General features: G+C 34.7%; 22 protein-coding genes, 1 pseudogene and 1 riboswitch. Of the genes and pseudogenes, 11 read left to right on the top strand and 12 right to left on the bottom strand.

The window, feature by feature from the left end:
• Window positions 1-100: 100 nt before the first annotated feature.
• Entirely contained in the window at window positions 101-1,603 is a 1,503-nt protein-coding gene (sacB, locus tag ACTYA4_RS06725) for a levansucrase (RefSeq protein ID WP_510186487.1), read from the bottom strand.
• 1,226 nt (window positions 1,604-2,829) lie between these two features.
• Between sacB and ACTYA4_RS06720 the strand changes: the two genes are divergently transcribed.
• The 3 genes from ACTYA4_RS06720 to ACTYA4_RS06710 are packed head-to-tail and all read left to right on the top strand — an operon-like array spanning window position 2,830 to window position 5,915.
• Window positions 2,830-3,612 (top strand): ABC transporter ATP-binding protein, encoded by a 783-nt coding sequence (locus ACTYA4_RS06720; protein WP_443480531.1) that lies wholly within the window; start codon window positions 2,830-2,832, stop codon window positions 3,610-3,612.
• 8 nt (window positions 3,613-3,620) lie between these two features.
• The gene (locus ACTYA4_RS06715; RefSeq protein ID WP_443480530.1) at window positions 3,621-5,270 is read left to right on the top strand and encodes a hypothetical protein; all 1,650 of its coding nucleotides are present in this window, start codon (window positions 3,621-3,623) and stop codon (window positions 5,268-5,270) included.
• A gap of 42 nt (window positions 5,271-5,312) precedes the next feature.
• Window positions 5,313-5,915 (top strand): DNA-3-methyladenine glycosylase, encoded by a 603-nt coding sequence (locus ACTYA4_RS06710; RefSeq protein WP_443480617.1) that lies wholly within the window; start codon window positions 5,313-5,315, stop codon window positions 5,913-5,915.
• 373 nt (window positions 5,916-6,288) lie between these two features.
• On the opposite strand, the gene ACTYA4_RS06705 is transcribed toward ACTYA4_RS06710, so the two are convergent.
• Window positions 6,289-6,621, bottom strand: coding sequence for a zinc ribbon domain-containing protein YjdM (locus tag ACTYA4_RS06705; RefSeq protein ID WP_443480529.1), 333 nt, complete (start codon window positions 6,619-6,621; stop codon window positions 6,289-6,291).
• A 169-nt stretch (window positions 6,622-6,790) separates the two neighbouring features.
• Between ACTYA4_RS06705 and ACTYA4_RS06700 the strand changes: the two genes are divergently transcribed.
• Window positions 6,791-7,261 carry a GNAT family N-acetyltransferase gene (locus ACTYA4_RS06700; protein ID WP_443480528.1) on the top strand — a complete coding sequence of 157 codons (471 nt, stop codon included), beginning with the start codon at window positions 6,791-6,793 and terminating at the stop codon, window positions 7,259-7,261.
• Between the two features lie 98 nt (window positions 7,262-7,359).
• On the opposite strand, the gene ACTYA4_RS06695 is transcribed toward ACTYA4_RS06700, so the two are convergent.
• The gene (locus ACTYA4_RS06695) at window positions 7,360-8,571 is read right to left on the bottom strand and encodes a Bcr/CflA family multidrug efflux MFS transporter (protein WP_443480527.1); all 1,212 of its coding nucleotides are present in this window, start codon (window positions 8,569-8,571) and stop codon (window positions 7,360-7,362) included.
• Window positions 8,572-8,804: 233 nt separating this feature from the next.
• On the opposite strand from ACTYA4_RS06695, the gene ACTYA4_RS06690 reads away from it, so the two are divergent.
• The 4 genes from ACTYA4_RS06690 (at window position 8,805) to ACTYA4_RS06675 (ending at window position 11,376) form a co-directional block, all read left to right on the top strand.
• Window positions 8,805-9,209 carry a GNAT family N-acetyltransferase gene (locus tag ACTYA4_RS06690; protein ID WP_443480526.1) on the top strand — a complete coding sequence of 135 codons (405 nt, stop codon included), beginning with the start codon at window positions 8,805-8,807 and terminating at the stop codon, window positions 9,207-9,209.
• Window positions 9,210-9,308: 99 nt separating this feature from the next.
• The gene (locus ACTYA4_RS06685; RefSeq protein WP_445505582.1) at window positions 9,309-9,647 is read left to right on the top strand and encodes a hypothetical protein; all 339 of its coding nucleotides are present in this window, start codon (window positions 9,309-9,311) and stop codon (window positions 9,645-9,647) included.
• Between the two features lie 114 nt (window positions 9,648-9,761).
• Window positions 9,762-10,058 carry a hypothetical protein gene (locus ACTYA4_RS06680; protein WP_443480524.1) on the top strand — a complete coding sequence of 99 codons (297 nt, stop codon included), beginning with the start codon at window positions 9,762-9,764 and terminating at the stop codon, window positions 10,056-10,058.
• 226 nt (window positions 10,059-10,284) lie between these two features.
• A complete protein-coding gene (locus ACTYA4_RS06675) occupies window positions 10,285-11,376 on the top strand; it encodes a M42 family metallopeptidase (protein ID WP_443480523.1) in 1,092 nt (363 codons plus the stop codon).
• Window positions 11,377-11,560: 184 nt separating this feature from the next.
• On the opposite strand, the gene ACTYA4_RS06670 is transcribed toward ACTYA4_RS06675, so the two are convergent.
• Entirely contained in the window at window positions 11,561-11,935 is a 375-nt protein-coding gene (locus ACTYA4_RS06670) for a YmaF family protein (protein WP_443480522.1), read from the bottom strand.
• A 201-nt stretch (window positions 11,936-12,136) separates the two neighbouring features.
• Between ACTYA4_RS06670 and ACTYA4_RS06665 the strand changes: the two genes are divergently transcribed.
• Entirely contained in the window at window positions 12,137-13,033 is an 897-nt protein-coding gene (locus ACTYA4_RS06665; protein ID WP_443480521.1) for a DUF2935 domain-containing protein, read from the top strand.
• Window positions 13,034-13,119: 86 nt separating this feature from the next.
• Here the strand turns inward: ACTYA4_RS06665 and kimA are convergent.
• From kimA to ACTYA4_RS06630, 7 genes and pseudogenes are all read right to left on the bottom strand, one after another.
• Window positions 13,120-14,933 (bottom strand): annotated as a pseudogene (gene kimA, locus ACTYA4_RS06660) (potassium transporter KimA).
• Between the two features lie 299 nt (window positions 14,934-15,232).
• Entirely contained in the window at window positions 15,233-15,646 is a 414-nt protein-coding gene (locus tag ACTYA4_RS06655) for a CBS domain-containing protein (protein WP_443480520.1), read from the bottom strand.
• A gap of 207 nt (window positions 15,647-15,853) precedes the next feature.
• A riboswitch (cyclic di-AMP (ydaO/yuaA leader) is annotated at window positions 15,854-16,006 on the bottom strand.
• Between the two features lie 274 nt (window positions 16,007-16,280).
• Window positions 16,281-17,084 (bottom strand): undecaprenyl-diphosphate phosphatase, encoded by an 804-nt coding sequence (bacA, locus tag ACTYA4_RS06650; RefSeq protein WP_443480519.1) that lies wholly within the window; start codon window positions 17,082-17,084, stop codon window positions 16,281-16,283.
• A 216-nt stretch (window positions 17,085-17,300) separates the two neighbouring features.
• Window positions 17,301-17,594: a putative quinol monooxygenase gene (locus tag ACTYA4_RS06645; protein WP_443480518.1), complete on the bottom strand. Its 294-nt coding sequence runs from the start codon at window positions 17,592-17,594 to the stop codon at window positions 17,301-17,303.
• Between the two features lie 211 nt (window positions 17,595-17,805).
• Window positions 17,806-18,321 (bottom strand): tRNA (N6-threonylcarbamoyladenosine(37)-N6)-methyltransferase TrmO, encoded by a 516-nt coding sequence (gene tsaA / locus ACTYA4_RS06640; protein WP_443480517.1) that lies wholly within the window; start codon window positions 18,319-18,321, stop codon window positions 17,806-17,808.
• 66 nt (window positions 18,322-18,387) lie between these two features.
• Window positions 18,388-19,734, bottom strand: coding sequence for an MFS transporter (locus tag ACTYA4_RS06635; protein WP_445505581.1), 1,347 nt, complete (start codon window positions 19,732-19,734; stop codon window positions 18,388-18,390).
• Between the two features lie 170 nt (window positions 19,735-19,904).
• A complete protein-coding gene (locus ACTYA4_RS06630) occupies window positions 19,905-20,747 on the bottom strand; it encodes a LysR family transcriptional regulator (protein WP_443480515.1) in 843 nt (280 codons plus the stop codon).
• Between the two features lie 121 nt (window positions 20,748-20,868).
• Between ACTYA4_RS06630 and ACTYA4_RS06625 the strand changes: the two genes are divergently transcribed.
• Window positions 20,869-21,609 carry an SDR family NAD(P)-dependent oxidoreductase gene (locus ACTYA4_RS06625; protein ID WP_443480514.1) on the top strand — a complete coding sequence of 247 codons (741 nt, stop codon included), beginning with the start codon at window positions 20,869-20,871 and terminating at the stop codon, window positions 21,607-21,609.
• Window positions 21,610-21,908: 299 nt separating this feature from the next.
• On the top strand, window positions 21,909-22,673 hold the full coding sequence (locus ACTYA4_RS06620) for a SurA N-terminal domain-containing protein (RefSeq protein WP_443480513.1): 765 nt from the start codon (window positions 21,909-21,911) through the stop codon (window positions 22,671-22,673).
• Between the two features lie 395 nt (window positions 22,674-23,068).
• Here the strand turns inward: ACTYA4_RS06620 and ACTYA4_RS06615 are convergent, their stop codons facing one another.
• Entirely contained in the window at window positions 23,069-24,445 is a 1,377-nt protein-coding gene (locus tag ACTYA4_RS06615; RefSeq protein WP_443480616.1) for an amino acid permease, read from the bottom strand.
• Window positions 24,446-24,831: the final 386 nt, after the last annotated feature.

Here is a 24,831-nt window from a genome sequence, read left to right as displayed (position 1 = left end):
AGGAAATCCTTCTACTTTACAACTTTTAAGTAAAGCTATTATAAAAAACGACTAGAAAGTTTATCCCTTCTAGTCGTTTTTACTTATTACTTAATATATTTTACTTTGTATAAGAAGAAGTACCTTCTTCCAATGTTATTTGCCCCTGTTCAAGAATATTGTTTTTCACAACAGAAGATGTAGATCCTTGTATGTTGACTAAAAAGCTTGGAGCAAATGTAGAACGGCGATTTATAAATTGTCCTCTATTTGTCATATAACTTGTAATTACGACATTATTGCCTTCTTTTTGCGGAATAGCATAATGAGCGTATGTGAACGTAACATCATCTTTTGGAAGATTCATATAAAGAACAAGTCCAGTTCCATTTAATGGTTTAAATTCTCCAGTTAATGAATCTGATACATACCCTAGCATATAAATATCGTTATTGGTTACACCATCAACTGCCATTTTAGAGCCCCTTGAACTTGTAAACAAATACCATTTCCCATTTAATTCAAAAACATTAGCACGTTCAATTTCATCTGTTACCGTGTTAGATGCAATTAATGGCTGCATCACTTTTTTTAACGTATAATCGTCATTTATCTCAATAATGCCTATTGCACCGTTTGCTAAAGAAGCTATTTTTTTCTTGCCATTATTAAATAGTTTAGCTTGAGTTTCTATATAGTAGTTATCATCTCCACCATAATAAGCCTTATTATAGAGAGAGTTATCTCCATGATAGCCGGTTTCTGTTCCCGTATTCCCTTCAAACACAAGGAACTTACGACCATTTTCTTCTATATAATGAGGATCTCTTAACGTATGGTTATCCTTTGTGCTAAATGCACCCTCATTAATAAACTGTTGTACATTTTGATAGATTTTTCCATCTCCATCAAAAATAGATTTATGATCTTCTACACCTTCTATTTTAATTGTTTCATTATCTGGTTGTGAAACATTAATTTGGGCTGTAGTTAAAGTTTGCTTGCTATATCCAGTTCCCCCATCCTCAGGTGATCCAGAGAAATCTGTATAGAATAAGCGAATTTTCCCATCAGATGTTAAGGTAGCAGACCCTGACCATTCTTGCGTTTGATACTTTAGATAAGGGTCATTTGGTACAAATTTATCACTATCTCCAAACACTCTCCCAGCGTTTTTCCAGCTGTCAAGTGATGTCTCACCTGCTTTTTGATAGAACATATAAACGAAGGTATCCTCACTGTCAATCGGATTCCCAGCTAAGCCAAAAACAATATTGTATCCATTATACGTTGCTACTTGTCCGTTTCCATCTTGCAATGGCCAAGTATCCCACACGTCTAAATTAATTAAGTTGCCAAACTTATCATACCCTTTTGCAGAAGGGATGTTTCTTATTTTAGTTCCATCAAATGCTGGAACTTTAAATTCTTCACTGTTTTGTTGTTGTACAATTTGCTCCATCTGATATTGAGTAATATGGGAGATGCCATAACTATTATTATTAGAATAAGGTTTTGCAGACGTATCCGAAGAACGTACATATGCTATTTGACCATTGTAAAGAACTTCATATGTTTTTTCTGATAAAACACTAGTTGTTACTAGCTTAGTATTAGTAGGCACTTGTGCAAGCAACACATTGTTCTTACCATAAACCGGCACAGAAACAGGTGCTTTTGAAGAATCCAACTTAGATGCATACACAGTAAATTGTTTGCCTTTTGTTGCTAAACGGTTTGTATAAACATAACCTTTTTTGCCATTGTATGTTACTTCTACCATTTTATCTGATAGTAAACTTGCTGTTGTCACTTTTGCATTAATTTCTAAGTTTGCGATTTTTTTCTTTTTGCTGCTGTCATATAAATTAGTTTTTTCTGTAATAAAGTAAGTTACTGGTACTGGCTTGCTTGAAAGACGGCTTATATAGATATAGCCTTTTTTCCCTTTGTATGTTACCTCTACCATTTTATCTGATAGCGGGCTTGTTGTTGTCACTTTTGTATTAATTTCGAGTGTTGCGATTTTTTTCTTTTTTGTTTTGTCGTATAAATTTGACTTTTCGTCGACATATTTCGTTACTGTTACTGGTTTTGTTGAAAGACGACTTGCATATACATAGCCTTTTTTCCCTTTGTATGTTACTTCGTACATTTTACTATATTTAGATGTTTTAGTCGTCAATTTATTATTAATATCCACTACGTCAATTTGTTTCTTTTTACTTGATGTACCATTATAAAGATTTGCTGTTTTTGCAACATAATATGTTGTACTTTTACTGCTTGCTTGAACATCTTGCTGAAAATTTCCGATTACGAAAAAACTTAATATGATCATGCAAGCAACTTTAAACCAATGTCTCATTATTCTCCTCCTTACAATTATTACATAAACAATATAACTTAAATCGACAAATTACACTAGATTTATATTATTTCATTTTATTTACAACTTTATTAAATATATTATACTTGTATTAATAATCATTGAAATAATAGGCTTTCTTTTTACTATTAAGATCGCCTAGAGTACATTTGGTGTTTTACTGGAAATTCAGGAAACGATAAAAATATCGTGGATTTGTCGAATTATGAAAAGCAAAAAAATCAGTCCATCATACCTTCTATAAAACGATAATCGGGGTGATTTTCGACAGTGTATAAAATTTTTAAGCTTCTTTCCTCAAAACTTCTTCCATTTTCTCATAAAGATTCTTTACTTCGCTAAATGGTTTCTTCGTTACTATACTTTATAAAAATACCAAAATGTTCAATAAAACTACCTTCTGCAATTCCCATAATATGTTAACATAGAATAAGCACATAACATGGGAGATGATATAAAAAATGTTTAACGAAACCATTTTATCTATTCAAGATTTACGAAAGAATTATGGATCAAAAGAAGTGTTAAAAGGCGTTTCACTCGAAGTAAAAAAAGGAGAAATTATAGGTTATATCGGTCCAAACGGGGCTGGAAAAAGCACGACCGTGAAAATACTGCTTGGCCTGGAAGAGGAATTTGCTGGTGAAGTGAAGATCTTTGGAAAGGACATTGCAGACGGTGACATAGCATACAAACAAAGAATTGGCTATGTTCCAGAAATAGCGGAGGTATATGATAACTTAACTGCTTATGAATATTTAACCTTCATCGGCGAGCTATATGGATTATCCTTTGATCTTGTCGAATATAAAGCAAAAACATTAATGGAATTATTCGGAATTGGCGAAGTTTTTCATACTAGAATCTCTTCTTATTCAAAAGGAATGAGGCAAAAATTGCTCATTATTTCTAGTTTATTGCATAATCCTGAATTATTGTTTTTTGATGAACCTATTAATGGGCTGGATGCAAATAGTGTGATGATTTTTAAAGAAATACTTACGCAAATGGCTTCTAATGGAAAAACCATATTCTACTCATCTCATATTATGGATGTTGTCGAGAAAATCAGCAGCAGAATCATCCTTCTTTATGATGGAAAAATTGCTGCAGATGGAACGTTTGAACAATTAAAGCAGCAAAACACAGAGGGATCGCTCGAATCCATTTTTAATCAATTAACAGGCTTTAGCGAGCATAAGGAAATCGGTGCTAGATTCATTTCCGTTATGGAAGAGGTGTAAAAATAGAGATGAAAGATTTTTTTACCCTTAAACTATTAGATCGATTCGAGCCTTTATTTAACCGCTTCGGAGTAAATTACGAGTTAATGAGAAAGATTCTGCAAATTAAGCTTACAATGGATCAACGCAGAGTGCCGACTATTTTTAATCAACAAAGATCAAAACAGAAAAATAAAAAAGACAGTAATGGCTACATAAAATCTTTATGGATTTACATACTTTTCGGGCTTTTTATCATTCCATTCATCATCATAGGAGATAATTATCTTTTTCAAATGAGCATTGCATTCGGCATCCTCATGTTTTTAGTGATGACCTCAATGATTTCCGATTTTTCATCCGTCCTTTTGGATATTAGAGACCAAAATATTTTATTCACAAAACCAATTAATAAAAAAACGATCCACGCTGCAAAAGCAGTTCATATTTTTATCTATTTAACCTTGCTCACGCTCTCCATCATTGGCATTCCGTTAATAGTTGGATTAGTAAAAGTCGGTGTTCTCTTTTTCCTCACCATGATTGTTTGTGTTATTTTAATTAATATATTTATTGTCGTGATAACGGCATTATTGTATTTATTCGTTTTACAATTTTTTGATGGCGAAAAGCTGAAAGACATCATTAATTATGTGCAAATTGCATTATCCTTATCTGTAATGATTGGCTACCAAGTGCTTGTTCGATCTTTTGAATTAGTTCATATACAATATGTTTTCGATCCACAATGGTGGCATGTGTTTATTTCTCCTATTTGGTTTGCAGCAATAATTGAACTAGCGATGAAAGGGGAGTTTACACCGTTTTATGCTGTTTTGGCACTTTGCGGCATCGTTATTCCGATCCTTGCATTTGCTGTTTATATTCGCCTCATGCCGTTATTTGAAAAAAACTTGCAAAAGCTTGCAAAAACAATAGCGGGTAAACAAAAAAGACGCAGCAAAGTAAGAGAGTTGCTGTTAAAATGTATTTGTTTTACAAAAGAAGAACGAACATTCTTTCGATTTGCTGGCTTGATGATGAAAAACGAACGTGATTTCAAACTGAAAGTATATCCATCATTAGGGTTTTCCCTTGTCATCCCTTTTATCTTTTTACTAACCAACTTTCAATCAGACGAAGGGATTCATTTTTCCACCAGTAAATCCTACTTTACGATTTACTTTAGTTTAATTATCATTCCAACGGTTCTTTATATGGTAAGATTTTCGGGAAAATACCGTGGTGCCTGGATTTATTCTATCACGCCTTTAAAAGGGCTCTACCCTGTCTTCAGCGGGACAATAAAAGCTTTTATCGTGAAACTTTTTTTACCATTGTATTTGCTTCTAAGTGTTATTTTTGCCCTTTTATTCGGGATACGAATATGGCCTGATCTTCTTGCTGTCTTCGTTAATGGCTGCATCTATGCTGTTATTTGTTTTTTATGTATGGAAAAAGCACTGCCGTTCTCAGAATCATTTGATTCGATAAACCAAAACAACAATTGGCAGATCTTTGTCTTAATATTAATTGTTCCGCTGCTGGCCGGCTTGCATTATTTTATTAGTAAAATATTGTTTGGCACCTATATTTACTTAGCTGTGGTAATACTTGCATTAGCTGTTTTATGGAAAATAGCCTTTTCTGTTTCCTGGAGAAAAATGAGGGAAGCTTAAGAAAAGCGGTTATAAGGAAGAAATGGAGAATAACTTAGCATGATTGATTTTATAAACCTTTCTACGGAAGAAATTGCCCAGCAGCTTTTAGGCAAGTTGCTAATTCATAAAACGCCGTCTTGTTTATTTAGTGGCTTTATCGTGGAAACGGAAGCTTATGTTGGAGAAATAGATATTGCTTGCCACAGTTATGCTGGAAAACGTACTGCTAGGCTTGAATCTATGTATCAACAAGGTGGAACGATTTATATTTATATGATGCACACACATCATATGTTAAACATCGTCACAAAAAAGGCCGGCGACCCTCAAGCCGTGCTTATTCGGGCTATAGAGCCTGTTGCAGGGATAGAACAGATGGAGTTAAACCGGAATAATACTGGAATTCTCGTCAGCAATGGGCCTGGAAAATTAACAAAAGCAATGGCGATTACAAAAGCTTTAGATGGCAGCACCTTAAATGAAAAGCATTTATTTATTGACGAAGCCAACAGCAAAATCCCGAAAGAGATGATCACAACACCTCGCATCGGAATACCTAATAAAGAAGAATGGACATTAGCACCGTTACGTTATTATGTAAAAGGAAACCCTTATGTTTCGGGTATTCGTAAAAAAGATTGGGTATTGGATTGTTGGAATTAAGCATAATTAAGTGTTTATTAGACAAAACTAAGGAAAAGCTCCTCTTTTTGTCTAATAGACACCTTATCAAAGACAAAACTACCAAAAAAGCTCCTCATTTTGTCTAATAGACGCATTATCAAAGACAAAACTACCAAAAAAACTCCTCATTTTGTCTAATAGACGCATTATCAAAGACAAAACTACCAAAAAAACTCCTCATTTTGTCTAATAAACACCTTATCAAAGACAAAACTACCAAAAAAGCTCCTCATTTTGTCTAATAGACGTATTATCAAAGACAAAACTACCAAAAAACTCCTCATTTTGTCTAATAGACGCCTCATTCAACTATAGATTATCTTTAGTGTGGAGACTTACTGTATAAAAGGGATTAGATCTTTTTAACAAATTCTGACTTTAGCTTCATAGCACCGAATCCATCAATTTTACATTCAATATCATGATCCCCATCAACCAAACGGATATTTTTTACTTTTGTTCCTATTTTCAAAACGGATGAGCTGCCTTTTACTTTAAGATCTTTAATAATGGATATAGAATCACCATCGTTTAAGACATTCCCATTTGCATCTTTAATTACTTTCACATCGTCGGCTTCTGTTTCTAACGTCCACTCATGTGCACACTCTGGACAAACGAATAGACTTCCATCTTCATACGTATATTCTGAACTACATTTTGGACAATTTGGCAAATCAAGCATTAATTGTTTTCCTCCATACATTATTATTCATTTCAACTTCTTATTTTATCGTAAAAATAGCAATTATGTACTTAAAATTTTCAAAGCATAAAGAACATCTTTTGTAATAAAAACCAAGGTATGATAAAAGTAGTTCAATATAGATAAGACAACAAAGGGGAAATTTATTATGCAAATTATTAACGTTAGAGAACATCCAGAATATAAAGCAAAAGCGATTAAATATTTTCAAAGCAAGTGGGCAAACGAAAACAATATGAAAGTTTATGAGGACTGTATTACACACAGCATAACAACAGATAGTCCCCTCCCTATTTGGTATTTGATGGTGGATTCAGGTAACATTATTGGCTGTGCAGGGCTTATCAGCAATGATTTTATTAGTCGTATGGATTTATGGCCTTGGTTCTGTTCACTTTATATTGAAAAAAGCTATCGTGGTAGATCTTTAGGTAAAGAGCTGCTTTTACGTGCTAAAGCTGATGCCTATAAAGCAGGATTCAATAAAGTTTTCCTCTGTACTGACCATATTGGATACTATGAAAAATATGGATTCACTTATATAGGTGACGGATACCACTCTTGGGGAGGTAGTTCAAGAATTTATGAGAGCAATAGCCAAGAATCATTTTTCAGTTAGCGATTTCTTATTCAAGAAATGACCATTTAATTTAATAAAAGGAGAATACATATTAGTCATGACAATATGTATTCTCCTTTTGAACCGCTCACTAATAACTATTTTAAAGTTTGTACCGCACTATGACCTTTTCTAACAAGTCCATAATAGGATAGCAAGGCTATAAAGCTAGCTGAAAAAATAATAATCCCCATAGGGACAGCTGTATTTTCTCCGCTTATTCCAACAAGGGGTGCCGTTAATGAGCCAAGAATAAAAGGCAATAAACCTAAAAGTGCAGAGGCGCTTCCTGCAATATGGCCTTGTGACTCCATTGCTAAGGAAAAGGAAGTTGTTGCAATAATTCCAATGGAAGAGACAATAAAGAAAATCGGAATGACGACTGCCAATAGTGGTGCATGCAATAGAATAGCCACAAGCAACACAGCACCCGATAAAGTAGACAAAAATAAACCTATTTGCAAGAAAGTTTTCTCTGAAATAACATCGGTAAATCGACCGACTAGCTGGCTTCCAATCATTAAAGCAATTCCATTCATGCCAAATAATAAACTGAATACTTGAGGAGATACCCCATACACATTTTGATAAACAAAAGGTGTACCAGATACATATGCAAATACTCCAGCAATGATAAATCCTTGTGTTAGAACATAACCTGCAAACTGGCGATCTTTTAACAAAGAAATAAAATTCTTTAACACTTGTGAAAAGTTGCTTGACACACGGTTTTCTTCAGGCAAGGTTTCTTCTAGTTTCCATGAGACGGTTAAAAATAATACTATGCCAACACAAGCCAACATAATAAAAACCCCAGTCCAATTTGTAAAAGTGAGGATACTCCCTCCAGTTACAGGAGCAATAATTGGACCAAGATTGTTTACGAGCATCAATAAGGCAAAAAATTTGGTCAGTTCTTTCCCGCTATAAACATCACGAACAATCGCCCTAGAAATAACGAGGCCACTAGCTGCTGCAAACCCTTGAATAAAACGAGCACCGATAAAAAAATAAATATTCGGTGAAAACGCACATGCAAGAGAAGATAATAAATACAAAATTAGGAAGGTTAGCAATGGTTTGCGGCGGCCTTGAACATCACTCATTGGACCAATGATCAACTGCCCAATACCTAAACCTAAAAGACATGTTGTTAAACTAATTTGTACTAAAGATGCATTTGTCTTATAATCTTCCACGATAGTTGGGAATGAGGGCAAATACATATCGATTGAAAAAGGACCTAAAAGTGCAAGTGATCCAAGTAATAAAGCAAGCCGTAATCGTTTATTTTCTTTTAATTTGTTCAAGTTTTTCACACCTTTCCTCACGTCCATTTTATACTATAATATAGAACAATTCAGCTTCATCTACAAAATGTATGCACACGCATATAAACTAGCATGGAATAATCACTTCGTCAAGTTTCAAATCTTCTTGAAAAGAAATGAATTTATCTACAACTTAATTGACCATTTCGACATATTTTACTAGATTTAATTCATAAAGATTAGAAGAGTACTAAACAATCGGAGGATAAAAAATGGAAATCAAACGCATCAGTAAAGAACAAACTTGGGAACTGAGACATAAAGTAATGTGGCCAAATAAAGATATAGAATATATTAAATTAGCTAATGACGAGGAAAGCGTTCATTTTGGCTTGTTCCAAAGTGATAGACTGGTATCTATTATTACCCTATTTATCGAGCAGGATCATGCTCAATTTAGAAAGTTTGCAACTCTAGAAGAAGAGCAAGGAAAAGGGATTGGCAGCAAATTGCTGAATCATGTCATTACAGAAGCAAAAAAGCTAGGAGTTAAAAGACTTTGGTGCAACGCCCGCCAAAATAAAACCAGCTTCTATCAAAAGTTCGGCTTAAAAGAGACAGATCAAGTATTTGAAAAAGGTGGGATTAGTTATGTGATTATGGAAATGTATTTGTAGAGTGATTTATATTTCAAATAAACGGAGGGTCCTCCTATGCTAAAACCAGCCACAAATTTCAAAATTATAAAGGTTTCAAGAGATGAGCTAGGGAGTTTTATGAAGGTTACATTACCTCTAATTGAAGGTGATTTTATCATTCGTTGGGCATTAGATGAATTTACATATCTTCAAATGAAACAAATAGTCTCTACTAAATATTTTGATTCTCTTGCAAAAGGATACCAATTTGAGCTCGTTCCACATTATAGCCACCATCTCGAAAAAGCAGATGATGAAACAATTTACAAATGTTCTATACGCTGTGTCCTGCCTGATCGAGGAAAAAATATACCATTTGTCTGCTCACCACAATTTGCTGGGAATATGAAATGGTTAACTCATGTAGTGAAAAGCCGTCATGAAATAGAGCACTTAGATTGGGAAAATTTCAAGTAAAGAGAGTCATTGATTATCTGGTAATAAATATCCTACTAGGCATCTGTCTAGTCCATGGGACATTCATGGAGCATATTATATTACGAAATAATCGCAATAAGAAAGGAGAAAAAAATGAATCATTCATATCCTTATCATCAACCGCAACACGTTAGACAGTTTCCGCAATACCCACAATCTGAAATATGGGCACAGCAACAAATAAAACAGCCTTTATCCCCTCATTTAAAAGCACAAACATTAAACAGCATTGACCCTTTTGTTCAATATGGCTTAAAAGAATCAAAAGCAACTTCATATAAACATGCATTACAAGAAGTTGCAGCAATGGCTTATTTGCTGGGTAAAGGCATGGATGCGCATACTGCCTATTTAACTGTTGAATCTTGGGAAAAGAATGAAACTTTTTAAATAATTTTAAGGAACACCTCTCAGACATCAGTCAATTGTAGTCGAAAAGAGGTGTTTGTGTATATTTCCAGTAATTAAAAATTTCTATTAATCTTATTTTCAATGTCATTGACTTCCAAAGTTTTAAAAATCTATAATAAACAATATACAAAATAGATAGAATTTTCAAACAATAATACATAATACGTTATCCAATTTTATTCTTTACAACATTGGGAGGGTCTTTATGAAAGAAAACATAAAAAAATATTTTAAGGAATTATCTGGAATGGTTGGGGTTTCTGGTTTTGAGCAAGAAGTAGTAAGCTATTTGAAAGAATATTTGTCCTTAGTAGCAGATGAAGTAAATGTAGATAATAACGGAAACATTATAGCTGTGAAACATGGTAAAGCCAGTGGACCAAAGCTAATGTTCTCTGCCCACTCTGATGAAATAGGTTTTTGTGTAAAGAATATCTCAGATGATGGCTTCATTTCGTTTGATAAGATAGGAGGCGCTTCTGATCAATTGCTTCTCGGAAGAAAAGTATGGATAACTAGCAGAAAAATCCCTGGCATCATCGGGATAAAAGCTGGTCATTTACAAACACCTGAAGAAAGTAGAAAGGTAAAGACGGTACGTGAATGTTATATTGATTTAGGGCTGACTTCAAAAGAAAAAGTAGAAAGTATAGGAATCGAGATTGGAGACCCTATCGTATTCCAAAGTGATTTTACAGAAATGTGTGATCCAGATTTAATCTCTACAAAGTCTGTAGATAATAGAATTCATTGTGCCATCCTAATTGAATTACTCCATCAACTAAAAGACAAAGATTTTGCAGGAACTTTATATATTGCGATTAATGTTCAAGAAGAAGTTAGTCTTCGTGGCATCTCTGCGGTCGTAGATAAGATAAAACCTGATTATGCCATTGTTTTAGATACCATTCCATCTGGGGACACACCAGATATCGACACAAAGAATGTACTTCCAGTGTACCTCGGCAACGGTCCTGTCTGTCCTATTTCGTACGGTTCTAGAGAAAGAAGTTTACACTCTGTTATTCACCCGAAAGTAAAAGAATTAATTAAAGAGCAATCTGAAAAAGTAAATGTACCGATACAATATATTACATTAGTAGGGGAAAACTATCTGACAGATGCAGCAAATCCATCTTTTATAAGTAATGGAGTTGCGGTTGCAACATTGGCTACTCCGCGTAGATACTCTCACTCACCTGTAGAGTTAGTTAATTTAAACGATGCAGAAGGTTTACTAAAAATTATAAAAAGCATCGTTATGGACAATGGAAATAAAGATTTAAGTTTCATTTAAAAAGATGACAAGCCTCCCTCGCTTGTACCTCACTGGGGGTCTTGCCAGCACGTTTTTCTGCAGGAGTCTCACAGATTCCCTTCCTATAAACAACATGATCGTTTAACAGAGCCTAATAATAAAATAACTTTAAAAACCTAATCTCTCTGCTACGAATGAGAGATTAGGTTTTTTTGTCAAAAAATTATTCTCTTGTTCTACCACTATACCTATGTCTATGGGGATTTGCTCCATTTACAGTCGTACTGCCACGAAATTCATGATAATGTCCACCGTTAGGAAGGGAAATTGCAGGTCCAGTTACCCCTCTAATCTCATGCTTGTGCCCATCATCAAAAGAAGTGAATGTAAAGTATCGATGAGTATGTGGAACACCACTTGGAGCAGGTTCCGTTGTACCAGCATATTGGTGTCTGTGACCATTATCAAATGAAGTAACGCCTGAAAATTTATGAACGTGTACTGGTCTTCCATTCCAACTTGTTATATAGAGATTGTGTGCATGCAGGGAATTCGCTCCGTCTAAATCAATCATGAAACCCGATATAGATACGTTCATCAGCAAAACTCCTTTTTTCTTTTTTCCATAATAATGTATTAAGAGGAAATCAAAAAAAGAATATAACTTCGTCTGCATTGGAGTCTAATTCAAAAATAACCATTCTAATGAACCGCTATGTTATTTTTTAGCACCCATACATTTATGAAGTTATTTCTACATATATATAGTTGAACTTAAATTATAGTGGGAGGAGTTAGAATGCAAAATCATCCTCAGATTCCTGGTCATGTAAGCACAGACCAATACAACAAAATGCTGCTGCCACCTGAATCGTTTGCCGCAAAGCCAGAATCGCTGACTGAACAATTGTTTGTAGAACGTTCTTTAACGGAAAATAAATTTTGGTTGAGGATTATGAAAGAACATGCCTTGTTTCTTGGGGAAGGATTTAACAAAAAAGATACTAAGCATATTGAACAAGCAGATCGCTTTTATCATTTCTTTGAGCAACAGGAAAAACGTGCCTATCAGACACCTCAAAACGTTGGTTTAGTAAGGAAATTAAATGAGGATTCCATAGACTTGGTAGCTGGTTTCCGCAATTTTAAAAGAAATCTCCTTATTCTTATTATTAACTGTAAAATTAGTGGATTTAACTTCCCCTTACTCGTTGATCATATCGCACGGGAAGCAGAATACTTTATACGAACCTTAAAAAAATTCAATAAAGGAATTATGGATCCCGTTCAAGATGCCATCATTAGCGAAAACGTTTTTTGGCTGCGGATCATGATGGAGCACTCCCGATTCATTGCTTCTCTGTTAGATCAGTCCGAACGTAATTTAATTAACACAGCAAGAAAATTTGGGGACGATTTTGAAACACTTTTAAATCAAGCAAGAGATGTTGAATCAATGCTGTATCATAAAAAGCCTACCTATCCTATTATTGGTAAAATGAATAAGGATAGTGAAAATGCCGCAACAGAACTGAGAAATTTCAAAAAAGCTGGATTAGACCTTATTAAAAGTTGCCAAATTAAAAGTGTAATAAATCCCCTGCTTGCTGATCATGTCGTTCGGGAAGCTGACCATTTCCTATTTATGATCCATGCACTTGAACAACGGTTAAAAACTAAACAAACGATTGATTAATAAGAAAATGCCAGGTATTTGAATCTGGCATTTCCTTGTTAGATGGTGGAAACTAGGCACAAGTCTCCATAGGAATTTTGTATGAATTATTCTTTTAAATGATATGGTACTGTTGCAACTACAACATTTCGTCTATATAAAAGGTATGTTTTTATACGTAAACTCGATTGGTTATGAAGAATATTATGCCAACCTTTTCTTACAATAAACTGTGGTATTATCACAGTTACCCGATAATTTGATTCCGTTGCTTTATGTTCAACTGTATCTATAAATTTTGTTAAAAGTTGAATAATACTTCGATAATGAGAATGTAAGGTTACAAGACGTACATTAGGCTGCCATGCATTCCATTTTTCTTCAAATTTCTTTTCTTCTTCTCGATTAAACGCAACATATACAGCAATAATTTTTTTAGGATTTAAGGCTTTTGCATAAGCTAAAGAATTGTTAACCACTTGGGTCATTCCTGCCACTGGTACAACAATAACATTTCCCGAGATTAGTTCACTTTTAATAACACGTAATTGCTCTCCTACTGAATCATAGTGCCTTTTTATTCTATAAAATAAAAACACAATGATAGGGATAAAAATTAAAACTGGCCATACTTGTACAAATTTTGTAAGAAAGAACATAATGGTTACGACAAAACTTATGAGAGCACCAATTGTGTTGATTGTTAATTTAAATTTCCAACCAGCAGGCTTCTCACGCAGCCATTTAAAAATCATTCCTGTTTGAGATAGTGTAAAAGGAATAAAAACACCTACTGCATATAATGGGATTAATTGTTCTGTTTTTCCTTTAAACGCTATGATTAGAATGATAGACAACAGTCCCAAAATAATTATCCCATTAGAGTATCCTAGGCGATCTCCCCTTGCTGTAAACATTCTTGGGATGAATTTATCTTTGGCTAGGTTTACTGCTAATAATGGAAAGGCAGTATATCCAGTATTAGCTGCTAAAATAAGAATTAAAGCAGTCGTTCCTTGGATAAAAAAATACATAAAGTTTCTGCCAAATATATTTTCTGCTATTTGAGATACTACTGTGACCTCTTCCTTAGGGGAAACCCCATAAAAATAGGCTAAACATACAATTCCTGTGAATAATATGGCAAGTAAAATTCCCATTGCAATTAACGTCTTCGCAGCGTTATTAGGAGCGGGATCCTTAAAATTAGGTATAGCATTGGATATAGCCTCTACGCCAGTTAAGGCTGAACTCCCAGAAGCAAACGCTCTTAGAAGGAGAAACAAAGTGATTCCACCTACAGGCGTACCAATTGGTGCAGACAAATCTGCAGAAACATTGCCTGTTACAACTTGAAACATTCCTACACCAATCATGATAAATAAGGCTAGTACAAATAAATACACTGGGTAAGCCAAGATGGAAGCGGATTCCGTTACACCTCTTAAATTTAAAACGGTAATAAAAATAACGAAGAAAATAGATATAATAATGTTATATGGATGCAAAGCAGGAAATGCTGAGGTAATGGCATCTGTTCCCGCAGAAACACTTACCGCTACCGTTAAAATATAATCAACTAATAAAGAACTTCCTGCAATTAAACCAGAATTAATACCTAAATTATTTTTTGAAACAACATATGCTCCACCACCATGGGGATACGCAAAAATAATTTGACGATAAGATAATATTAACGCTATTAATAAAACTAACACACCAACAGCAATAGGCAGCGAATACCAATAAGCAGTTGTCCCTACCGTTATAAGCACTAATAAAATTTGCTCTGGTCCATATGCAACAGAGGATAAAGCATCCGATGACAAAATCGCCAAAGCTTTTGTTTTATTAATTTTTTGTTCTCCTAATTCATTGGATTTAGGGGCCTGCCAATTAACAACCTTTTAAACGAAATCATTTTAACACCACCAACCATCATAAGTTACTAATATATTTCCCAAATAAAACAAAAAAACACGAAAAATCGAAAATTCACATGAAGCCTCGCTCTTTGTTCACCAACTAACAAGGAAAAGTCAGATTCTAACCTAATAAAGGCGGCGCGAGCAAAGCCACTCCAACCTTAATAAGGATTAAACACAAACTATAGAGCACCATCATTCGTATTTTTCCATTAAAGTAAGCGCAGCTCCGTACCCTTTTCCAAAAAGAAAAGCCTACATGTCATTTCGACCTGTAGACTCCATCTAAAAAACTTTATTTCATATCAACTTTGTATAAATTTTGCAAAGACTCAATAATCTCTCTTCTTCTAATAATACCGATAAAAATGTTGTAATCATCTACAACAGGAACAAAGTTTTGATTGAGCGACATTTTCATAATATCTTCTATCTGACTGTTTATGGAGATAGGTTCATATGATACATGCTTTTCAATTTCGCTCAATTTTATTTTTTCTGTCTGTTGAAGATCGAGGTTCTTTGAATTCTTTAATTTCCATAACAGGTCTCCCTCTGTAATCGTTCCAACATAATGACCATCTTTATTCAAAATTGGAACCGCACTATATCGATGATATTCCATTTTCTCCATTACTTGTCTCATTGTCCATTCATCATATACATAAACAACTTCACTTTTTGGAATAAGAAAGAATGCAATATTCACTGTAAATCATACTCCTTTAAAGGTTTGATATCTGTAGGCGATATAAATTTCCTTTTTTTCATTAAATGTATTTTTAGATCGCTATTTTAAACTAATAATTCTTTTTAGATTATATTTAAGCAATCAATTTTTTACCATTAAAAACATGCAAAATAGACCACAGAGGAATCCCTCGTGGTCTATAAGATTCATCGATCACCAGTTGCACCGTCCTCTCCCTTAACGCTTACGAGGTTAGCTGTCGGATTCGGGTTATGAAAGTAACCCTACTTTCTGAAATACTTCAGAAAGACTCACCCCAAGTGGAATTCTCCACAGTTTGGTTCCCCCGCTCCTAAATGGACTCAGCGATTTAGAACAATATTAATTTTATGAGATTATACTACTCCTGAAATTTCAACTTGTAAAGAAAAGTGCTAAAATCCGTTAATATTTACTGAATATGTTCAAATAAGTTTAAAAACTTGAAATATTTATTCTCTCACGACATTTTTCATTCATTCTCTTTCATTTTCATTAGTTTACTAAAATAATCAAGAGCGAATGCTAATAATCGTCTATATGATGTACCACTTATGGAGATAATCTATAAAAAAGCTGTCGGAATGAAATAACTAAATATGTTTTACCAAATTTAAAGAATAAACACCCAAAACAAAATCGCTAATACAAACCGATATAATGCAAAAGGAACCAATTTTATCTTATTAATTAAGCTTAAGAAAAACTTAATAGCCATTAAAGCTACTATAAATGCAGTTAAAAAACCTATAATAAATAATGGTAGATCACTAACATGCAGACTGTTCCAGTTTTCTAATAAATCTTTACCAGATGCTGCAACCATAATAGGAACCGCCATAATAAAGCTAAATTCCGAAGCGTTTTTATGATTCATACCTATTAATAGACCGCCAGACAGGGTTGCTCCCATTCTAGAGAACCCAGGAACTAAAGCTAAACATTGGAACAAGCCCATTCCTAATGCTTGTTTATATGTAACTTGGTCTAATGTCGTTGCAGTTGGATTTTGTTTTCGGAAACCTTCAGCGACTAACATGAGAATTCCACCTGCTATAAGCGAAATAACAACAGTTTGTGGAGTAAATAAGGTTTTAATCAAGTCATAAAAGACTGTACCAAGAATAAAGAAAGGAAGAATCCCGATTAAAATATGTGTATATCTTAACTTTCCTAAATCCTGATCATTTGTTTCGATTTCATATAATCCTAGAATGCTTAAAATACGTTTCCAAAAAACAACAACTACTGCAAGAATAGAGCCTAACTGAACAATAACCTCAAAAGTTGTTGCTCTGGTCGTCTCTTCAAACCCTAATAAATGACCTACTAAGATCATATGTCCAGTTGAAGATACTGGAGCAAATTCTGTTAACCCTTCTACTATCCCCATAATTATTCCAATTATAATATCCATTTAATTTCTCCTGTATGCTTTTACTTTCTTAAAAGACTATACTGAAATCCATAAAATGTAAACCAAAAACTATTTTCTAAAATATCAAATTTAAACTTATAGACATTATCATATGAAAAAAAGAGCTGTGCCATAAGTCAACCATGATGACTTATGGCACAGCCCTTTATCAAAGTTATTTATCATTACCAACTACTAAAATCAATTACTTTTAGTTTATAATTTTTCCGCAGAATAATTTGTTACTTCAAGCGGTGCTATTAAAAATTCCTCCGCTTTCACTACAAAATTCGTAAAGTGAGGCTGCTGATTATGTATTTTGACAGCTTGTTCATCCTTCCAACTCTCTACCATAATAAAGGTATTGGCTGAATCTACTTCTTCATAAAGCTGATAACTAATATTCCCAGCTTCTGCTTGCGAACCAGTAATTAATGGCTTTATTTCAGCTAGAAAACCATCCCTTTTTTCTGGATTCACTTTAAATACAGCATGTATAATAATCATCATTTATCACTCCTTGAACTTATCTTTTATACCTAAAAAATACCATTAATTAGAAAGGATTGTCCAGTAAAGTAACTTAAATCATTTGCAAGGAGTAAAATAATTTTCAGTCTACCCTAAAACAATCCTTTTCCCTCGTTCAAGTATATCAAAGGAAATACCGACCACATATTGACAACTTCATGTCTTTTCATCATCAGATAATGTTATTAAACTAGCAATCGTCACACTTTTTCCTTACAAATCGGTTATCGGCCCGCTTATGAATGGCTTTCTCCGATATGTTATCCATCCAACCGGTGGCCACCGTGTTTTGAGGAACGTCAAACTTCGGCACAAACGGTTTAATATCCAAAAGCGGAGTCCCATCGAGGACATCGACATTTTTCAAAAACAAATTACAACTATCAATACGTTCCACTTCGACGACAGAAAGACCTAATGAATTAGGTCGAACCGGCGCTCTTGTAGCAAACACACCATGCTCTTGATCGTCTAGAAATGCATGGACCTTAAGGCACGACGGACCGGCAAGATGGAAATAGTAGATTAAAATAACATGGGAAAATCCGTCTAAGCCTTCTAACCCTTCTACATACTGCGGCAGTACTTGTACGTGACCAGCAGTTGCCAGCTCTCCAGTGGGTTGAATGGGCATCTCACCCGGCGATGTAAACGGGCTGTGAATAATACCTATTGGTGTCAGCGAAATATTCTGCAATGGATTCATTAGATCTACACCTCTAATCTAAAATATAGAAAATCTATTGTTAACGAATTGCTTGTCTTTATAAATTTATGACACAACCGTTTTCTTATATTTCTTAAGTAAAAATAATGAAATAATAGGTAATACACAAAAGCCGACGTAAATATTTTGAAATACACTTGCCAAGTCTGTTCCTTTTTGTAAAACAATTAACATACCTGTTACGCCTACACCAAAGGCACCTCCAAAGAAGCTGATTAATTGATTCATGCCCAATCCTGCCCCTAAGTGTTCTTTAGATAAATACTGAGAAATTTCATTAGAATTACTGGCAGCTAGGCTGGAAAATCCGAGACTCATAAAAATATAACTAATCAGAACACCATAAATAGAGTGACTTGCTATGGATGCAAAAAGGACGACTGAAAGAAATTGAAAAACTATCCCCCATCGTAAGACAAGCGTATTTCCTAATCGATCAATAATATTCCCTATTTTCTTTGAGGCAAACGCAGTAATAATCGCACCAGGAAAAATAATCAATCCTATTTCCATTGGACTACGGTGAAAAACTTGCGCCAACATAATAGGTACACAAAACAATGTTGCAAAATTGATAAAATACGCGGCAAAACTAATCGTAATTAGGGATGTGAAACCTTTCTTCTGAAGCAATTTCGGATGGATAAATGGCGAATGTATACGATTGATATGCCACCAGAGCACTCCAAAAGAAACGATACTAATACCAAGCGACCATATAGCGAAAGTCGTCACAAACAGCAAAAGACCTGTGATCCCAACCCCTACCAAAATACTTCCGATAATATCAAAATGGATGGACTTTGTTTCTTCCTGCGGTACATGTCTATTAAAGATTGGAATGGTCAACATAACTGCCCCTGTTAGGACAAAAAGGAAATGCCATCCTATAAATTGTGTTAGAATCCCCCCGATCACTGGACCAAGTCCAAATCCAAGTGATGTACATGAAGCGATAATAGACATGGCACTACCTCTACGCTCTTTCGGGATATACCGGGAAAATAGCACATAACCTAACCCCGGAAATGCAGCTGCCCCCATTGCCTGAAGAATCCGTGCAATCAACAATAGAATAAAATGATGTGCGAAGTAGCCTATTAATGAAGAAATCCCTAATAGAACGGCACCAAACAGAACCATTTTACGGATAGGTAGATAATCGGTCAGCCGACTATAAGTAATTGTTGAAATCCCAAAAATGATGGAGTATGCAGTCACAATCCATGAAGCAGCAGTAGGTGTTAAAGAAAAATCGCTTGCTACTCTTGGTAGAGCGACGTTAAACATTGTTGTATTCATAACAACCAAGAGCGCTGCCAAGCTCCAAATTGGGATAATTACTTTTTCGTTAAATGTCTCTTGTGCATTAATTTTAGATATGGTTTCCATAGTACCTCCAGTCTATTAAATTAAGTAAAATAATAAAATAGATGACTTTGCAGTAAGTATACTCCACATAAGTCATCCTATCCATTCTTCTGTCTTGTAACTCATTATCTTAGAAATATCGAAACATGCTCAACAAACAATTCAGGGTATTGAATCACAACTAATTTCCATTATAGATTCTGCAAAAAGCGAATAAATTTAGTTAGACTTTGTGGTTGATGTTGTCTTTGTTTAATGACAAAATCTATCTTGATCGTTTCTGATAGTTCTTTATATTGAACGGTTTGGATATTCTTTCGACTATTTGCAACATCTGCAGGTATTACACTGATGCCAAGCCCATCATGAACAGCTTGTAAAATAGACTCCAGTGAATCCAATTCTATGATGTTTGTACTTTTATCATTCGTTTTGTTTGTAAACTCTAAGAGTATTTTTCTATAGATGCAATCAGGGTCGCTATTAACGAGCAAAGTTTGATCCTGTTTCTTTTTAAACGGAGTCTGCTGAGGTGAAATGAGCATAACTTTTTCATAATAACTATAAACGCTTACAAACTGGGAGTTATTATACGTACCATTGATAAAAACACCATCAAGTTCCCCATAATAAAGCATTTCTTGCAGCTTCTGCTTATCCATTGTCCTTACTTTTACATCCATATTTTTATTTTTCGTTAAAAAAGAAGACAATAGCTGAGGTATTTTAACTGCAGAAATTGTTTGGGGTGCTCCAATTAGTAGGGATTCTCTCCACTTAGAAGGATTAATCTTTGATTTGGCTTCATCCATTAAAAATAAAATCTGATTTGTGTACTCTAATAAACTTCTTCCTTCACCGGTTAATGCTACTCCCCTATTATTCCGTGAAAATAATTGGACGCCTAACTCCTCTTCTAAACTTTTAATTCTCTGACTAACATTAGGTTGAACATATCCTAATTTTTCAGCAGCTTGAGATATCGATTGCATTTCAGCAACTTGTTTAAAGACTCGTAAATCATGACTTTCCATGAAACATTCCTCCATTGGTATCATTTAAAATGATACCTATCTCATTATCTACTATTATACCGTTCACTTGGTTGAATATATAATAAATCATGTTCAATCAAACAAAAAAGGATGATGTAGAATGGAATTACGAGATAAAGTATTCATCATTACTGGCGGGGGCACTGGTGTTGGAAAGGCAACAGCATTAAAATTATCACATGCGGGAGCAAAGGTTGTAGTTAATTATAGCCGCTCAGAAAAGGAAGCGGCAGAAGTTGTCCATGAAATAACAAAACGAGGTGGTACAGCATTTGCTTTTAAAGCAGATGTAGCAATTGAACAAGAAATACATGAGATGGTATCTCAAACTGTCGCCACATTTGGTACGATAGATGGTTTAGTGAATAACGCAAGCATTACTGCTCAAATAGCAATGGATGACTTAGACTCCGCAACAGATGAAGTATGGGATTCCCTTTTCAACGTAAATGTAAAAGGAATGTTTCATTGTGTAAAAGCTGTTGCTCCTTATATGAAAAAGAAAAAATCAGGAGTTATTATAAATATTGGAAGTGTGGCAGGTATAAATGGAATTGGCTCATCCATACCATATGCAGCAACTAAATCTGCTATCCACACAATGACGCAATCATTAGCGATTGCATTAGCTCCTGACATTAGAGTGAATTGTATCGCCCCCGGAGCCGTTGATACAAGATGGTGGGCTGGCAACAAAGAAAAAATGTATCAGCTTGCCGGCAACTTACCGCTTAAAAGAATTTCCACTCCTGATGATATTGCAGAGACAATTCTTTTTCAAATAACTCAAGAATCTATCACTGGACAAGTATTTATAGTTGATAATGGACAAACACTTTAAGATCGGATTCCCCTTTTTATCGGTAAGTCGAGAAAAAAAGGGGGGAGATTCTCCTTTCAAAATGTTGTCTGCAAGCAGTGATTCGCAGGCAACCCTATTACTTTTTAACGATAATCAGAATACCTTTAACATTTCGTAAACAACTCGCCATTAGTTTTACAAAAACCTTTCAATCCTTTTACAGATTTGGAAAATAAGCAGAAATAGTTTCTTTTTATGTTATTATCCTATACAATGCACAATAGATGATTTTCTTACAACAGGAAATTATACTTCTTGGCTACGAAGGGAGAAAAATCATGAAAAAGTTGATATTTCTATTATTTATAGGACTGCTGTCTTTTATGTTAACTGCATGTTCATCAAATAGCGAAGGCGATAAAACAAAAGAGAACAAAGAGACAAAAACCTCTCAAAAAGAGATGCAGGATCAAGCAAAACAAATGGAAGAAATGCAAAAGAAACTCAACAAGCAAAAAATAGACGAAAACAAAACTGTTGCTATTGTGAATGACAAGAAGCTTTTGGGCAGTGACTATAATAGCGTATTATCATCAACACAAATGCAGCTTCAACAAATGGGACAAGACCCAACATCAAAAGAAGCAGCAAAGCAAATTAAAGAACAAACTATTGACAGTTTAGTAGGACAAACACTTCTTATCCAAGATGCTGATAAAAAAGGCTATAAAGCATCAGAAGACGAAATTAACAAACAATTTGACGAAAGCAAGAAACCCTATAAAAGTGAAAAGGAATTTAACGAAGCGTTAAAACAAGCAGGTTTAGATATAAAGGAACTTAAATCACAAATTGCTGAGGGTATTAAATTCACAGCTTACGTTGATAAAGAAGTTCAAGTAGATAAAGTGACAGACAAAGAAATTCAAGAGTACTATAATCAAATTTCCCAGCAAGGAAGCAATACAGAACAAAAACCTCCGAAGTTAGAGGAAATAAAACCTCAAATTAAGCAGCAGCTGGAGCAGCAAAAGAAACAAGAAAAACTTGTAAAAAAAGTGGACGAGCTTAAGAAACAGGCGAAACTTGATATAAAAATTTAAATGAACGAGCGCCCTTGAGAATAAGGGCGCTTTATCGTAAATATAAGTATATATTGTTTGGTGTTGAAGCAAGCGCATTTTATTTTACTTATTATAAGGCTGTTTTCTCAAAGTTTGTTGTTTTTAACATGAAAAATGGGAGAAGAAGTCTCAGCAGACGGAATACACGTAGACTCCTGTGGGAATGCGAGAAAGACGAGACCCCACAGGAGCGTATGCGACGAGGAGGCTCGACGCTCGCCCACGGAAAGCGAAGTGTATTCCGTCTGCGAGTTATACGAATAAAGCCTATTATAAAGAGGCACTCTATACTTTTAGAGAGCCTCTTTTTATATTCATCTTGATAGCCTTTTACATACATTATGATTAATCAAACAAACTAAACTATCGTTTTGTCACTTCTCATCTGTTTGATCTATTGGCACACGCCTGCCGATACCAAATAAGTAATAACTAATAATAACAAGACATAAGAAAATAATCCCAACAATCAGTGATAAACGTGTATCATTATTAAACCACATACCGACTAATACCATCATTAAGAAGGCAATCGTCAAATAGTTGGTAAAAGGGGCAAAAGGCATTTTGAATGGATGTTTTGCCATTTCAGCTCCTTTTGCTTTTCTAAATCGAATTTGACTAATAAGAATGATAAACCATGGTATCATACCTGGAAGCACACTTGCACTGTACACGTACACAAATATCTTTGGCGGTGCAATATAATTTAAAACAACACCAATTGCTAAACCGATAAGTACAGCAATCGTACCGAATAATGGTACACCATTACGAGAGATTTTCATAAAGAATTTTGGAGCTTGTCCATTTACTCCCAATGTATAAAGCATACGCCCCGCACTGAAAATGCCACTATTACAGCCAGACATTGCTGCTGTAATGACAACAAAGTTAATAATACCAGCAGCTGCTGTTATCCCCACTTTTGCAAAAGTTGAAACAAACGGGCTTCCAAGCGAATCAAGTTGATTCCAAGGATAAACCGTTACAATAACAAAAATAGCACCAATATAGAAGATTAAAATACGCCAAATAATACTTTGAATCGCGCTCGTTATCGTTTTTTGTGGATTTTTCGCTTCTCCAGCTGTAATTCCAATTAGTTCAACCCCTTGATAAGCTGCAATAACAAGAGATAGAGCAAAGAAAAATCCTGACAAGCCACCTGTAAAGAAGCCGCCATGTGCCCAAAGGTTAGATAATCCGATCGGGTCTCCATCGTTGCCAAATCCGAAGAAAATAAGACCAATCCCTGCAATAATCATCAACACAATGGTAACGATTTTAATCATCGCAAACCAAAATTCAAATTCACCAAATGATTTAACGGAAATTAAGTTGGCTGCACCAAGAATCACCATTGCGATGAAACCTGGTATCCATGCAGGCAGATCTGGGAACCAATACCTCATATACTCCCCAACGACTATAATTTCAGACATCCCAACGATCACCCACTGGAACCAGTTGCTCCACGCAGTCATATAACCTGCTAATGGATGTATGTACTTATGGCCAAATGTTGCAAATGAACCTGTAGTTGGCTCTAAGTACAACATTTCTCCCATTGCACGCATAATAAAAAAGATAAATATTCCGCAGATTACATAAGCAAGCAAGACAGACGGACCTGTCCACCCGATTGTGCTGGCTGAACCCTTAAATAAGCCAACACCAATTGTACCACCTAAAGCAATCATCTGAATATGGCGTGCTCCTAATCCCCTCTTCAATTCTTTATTTGCCACTTTATTTCCTCCTATTACACGATTAATAGCCTGAATTTCAAGCAAACATACCTTTAATACGATCTCAGGTCGGTATTGAAATAATGAATCAGACGCCACTTTTTTCAATCTAACTTAAAAGCTTCCTCCTAAAATTATTTATCCCATCTTAATAAAATATTAGAAATATTCTTCATCTTCCTCCAGTATTTTAGCCAAACATCTACGGAATAATAATAAACTCTACTAAAATATACACTTTTTTTTGTGAAATACTTATCAATCATTGGTACGAGGAATGAAATTGACGAATCAGTTCATTTATTAGACAATCAAATATAAGTCTGAAAATGTGTCCAATACCATTTTTTCTTAGTCTGAGAGAATAATTAATAGTCGAAGGATGA

This window comes from Niallia yueguangensis (assembly GCF_052663115.1).
The sequence above is the reverse complement of the archived record's forward strand: the minus strand, read 5'-3'. Positions and strand labels throughout refer to the sequence as shown.

What these genes read in the sequence shown, in the direction of transcription:
- ACTYA4_RS06705 (WP_443480529.1), bottom strand. Translation starts at nt 6,621, where the DNA reads ATGCTTGATTTGCCAAATTGTCCAAAATGTAGTTCAGAATATACGTAT.
- ACTYA4_RS06665 (WP_443480521.1), top strand. Translation starts at nt 12,137, where the DNA reads ATGCAAAATCATCCTCAGATTCCTGGTCATGTAAGCACAGACCAATAC.
- ACTYA4_RS06715 (WP_443480530.1), top strand. Translation starts at nt 3,621, where the DNA reads ATGAAAGATTTTTTTACCCTTAAACTATTAGATCGATTCGAGCCTTTA.
- tsaA (WP_443480517.1), bottom strand. Translation starts at nt 18,321, where the DNA reads ATGAATCCATTGCAGAATATTTCGCTGACACCAATAGGTATTATTCAC.
- ACTYA4_RS06635 (WP_445505581.1), bottom strand. Translation starts at nt 19,734, where the DNA reads ATGGAAACCATATCTAAAATTAATGCACAAGAGACATTTAACGAAAAA.
- ACTYA4_RS06690 (WP_443480526.1), top strand. Translation starts at nt 8,805, where the DNA reads ATGGAAATCAAACGCATCAGTAAAGAACAAACTTGGGAACTGAGACAT.
- ACTYA4_RS06645 (WP_443480518.1), bottom strand. Translation starts at nt 17,594, where the DNA reads ATGATGATTATTATACATGCTGTATTTAAAGTGAATCCAGAAAAAAGG.
- ACTYA4_RS06670 (WP_443480522.1), bottom strand. Translation starts at nt 11,935, where the DNA reads ATGAACGTATCTATATCGGGTTTCATGATTGATTTAGACGGAGCGAAT.
- ACTYA4_RS06685 (WP_445505582.1), top strand. Translation starts at nt 9,309, where the DNA reads ATGAAGGTTACATTACCTCTAATTGAAGGTGATTTTATCATTCGTTGG.
- bacA (WP_443480519.1), bottom strand. Translation starts at nt 17,084, where the DNA reads ATGGATATTATAATTGGAATAATTATGGGGATAGTAGAAGGGTTAACA.
- ACTYA4_RS06700 (WP_443480528.1), top strand. Translation starts at nt 6,791, where the DNA reads ATGCAAATTATTAACGTTAGAGAACATCCAGAATATAAAGCAAAAGCG.
- ACTYA4_RS06720 (WP_443480531.1), top strand. Translation starts at nt 2,830, where the DNA reads ATGTTTAACGAAACCATTTTATCTATTCAAGATTTACGAAAGAATTAT.
- ACTYA4_RS06675 (WP_443480523.1), top strand. Translation starts at nt 10,285, where the DNA reads ATGAAAGAAAACATAAAAAAATATTTTAAGGAATTATCTGGAATGGTT.
- ACTYA4_RS06625 (WP_443480514.1), top strand. Translation starts at nt 20,869, where the DNA reads ATGGAATTACGAGATAAAGTATTCATCATTACTGGCGGGGGCACTGGT.
- ACTYA4_RS06620 (WP_443480513.1), top strand. Translation starts at nt 21,909, where the DNA reads ATGAAAAAGTTGATATTTCTATTATTTATAGGACTGCTGTCTTTTATG.
- ACTYA4_RS06680 (WP_443480524.1), top strand. Translation starts at nt 9,762, where the DNA reads ATGAATCATTCATATCCTTATCATCAACCGCAACACGTTAGACAGTTT.
- ACTYA4_RS06630 (WP_443480515.1), bottom strand. Translation starts at nt 20,747, where the DNA reads ATGGAAAGTCATGATTTACGAGTCTTTAAACAAGTTGCTGAAATGCAA.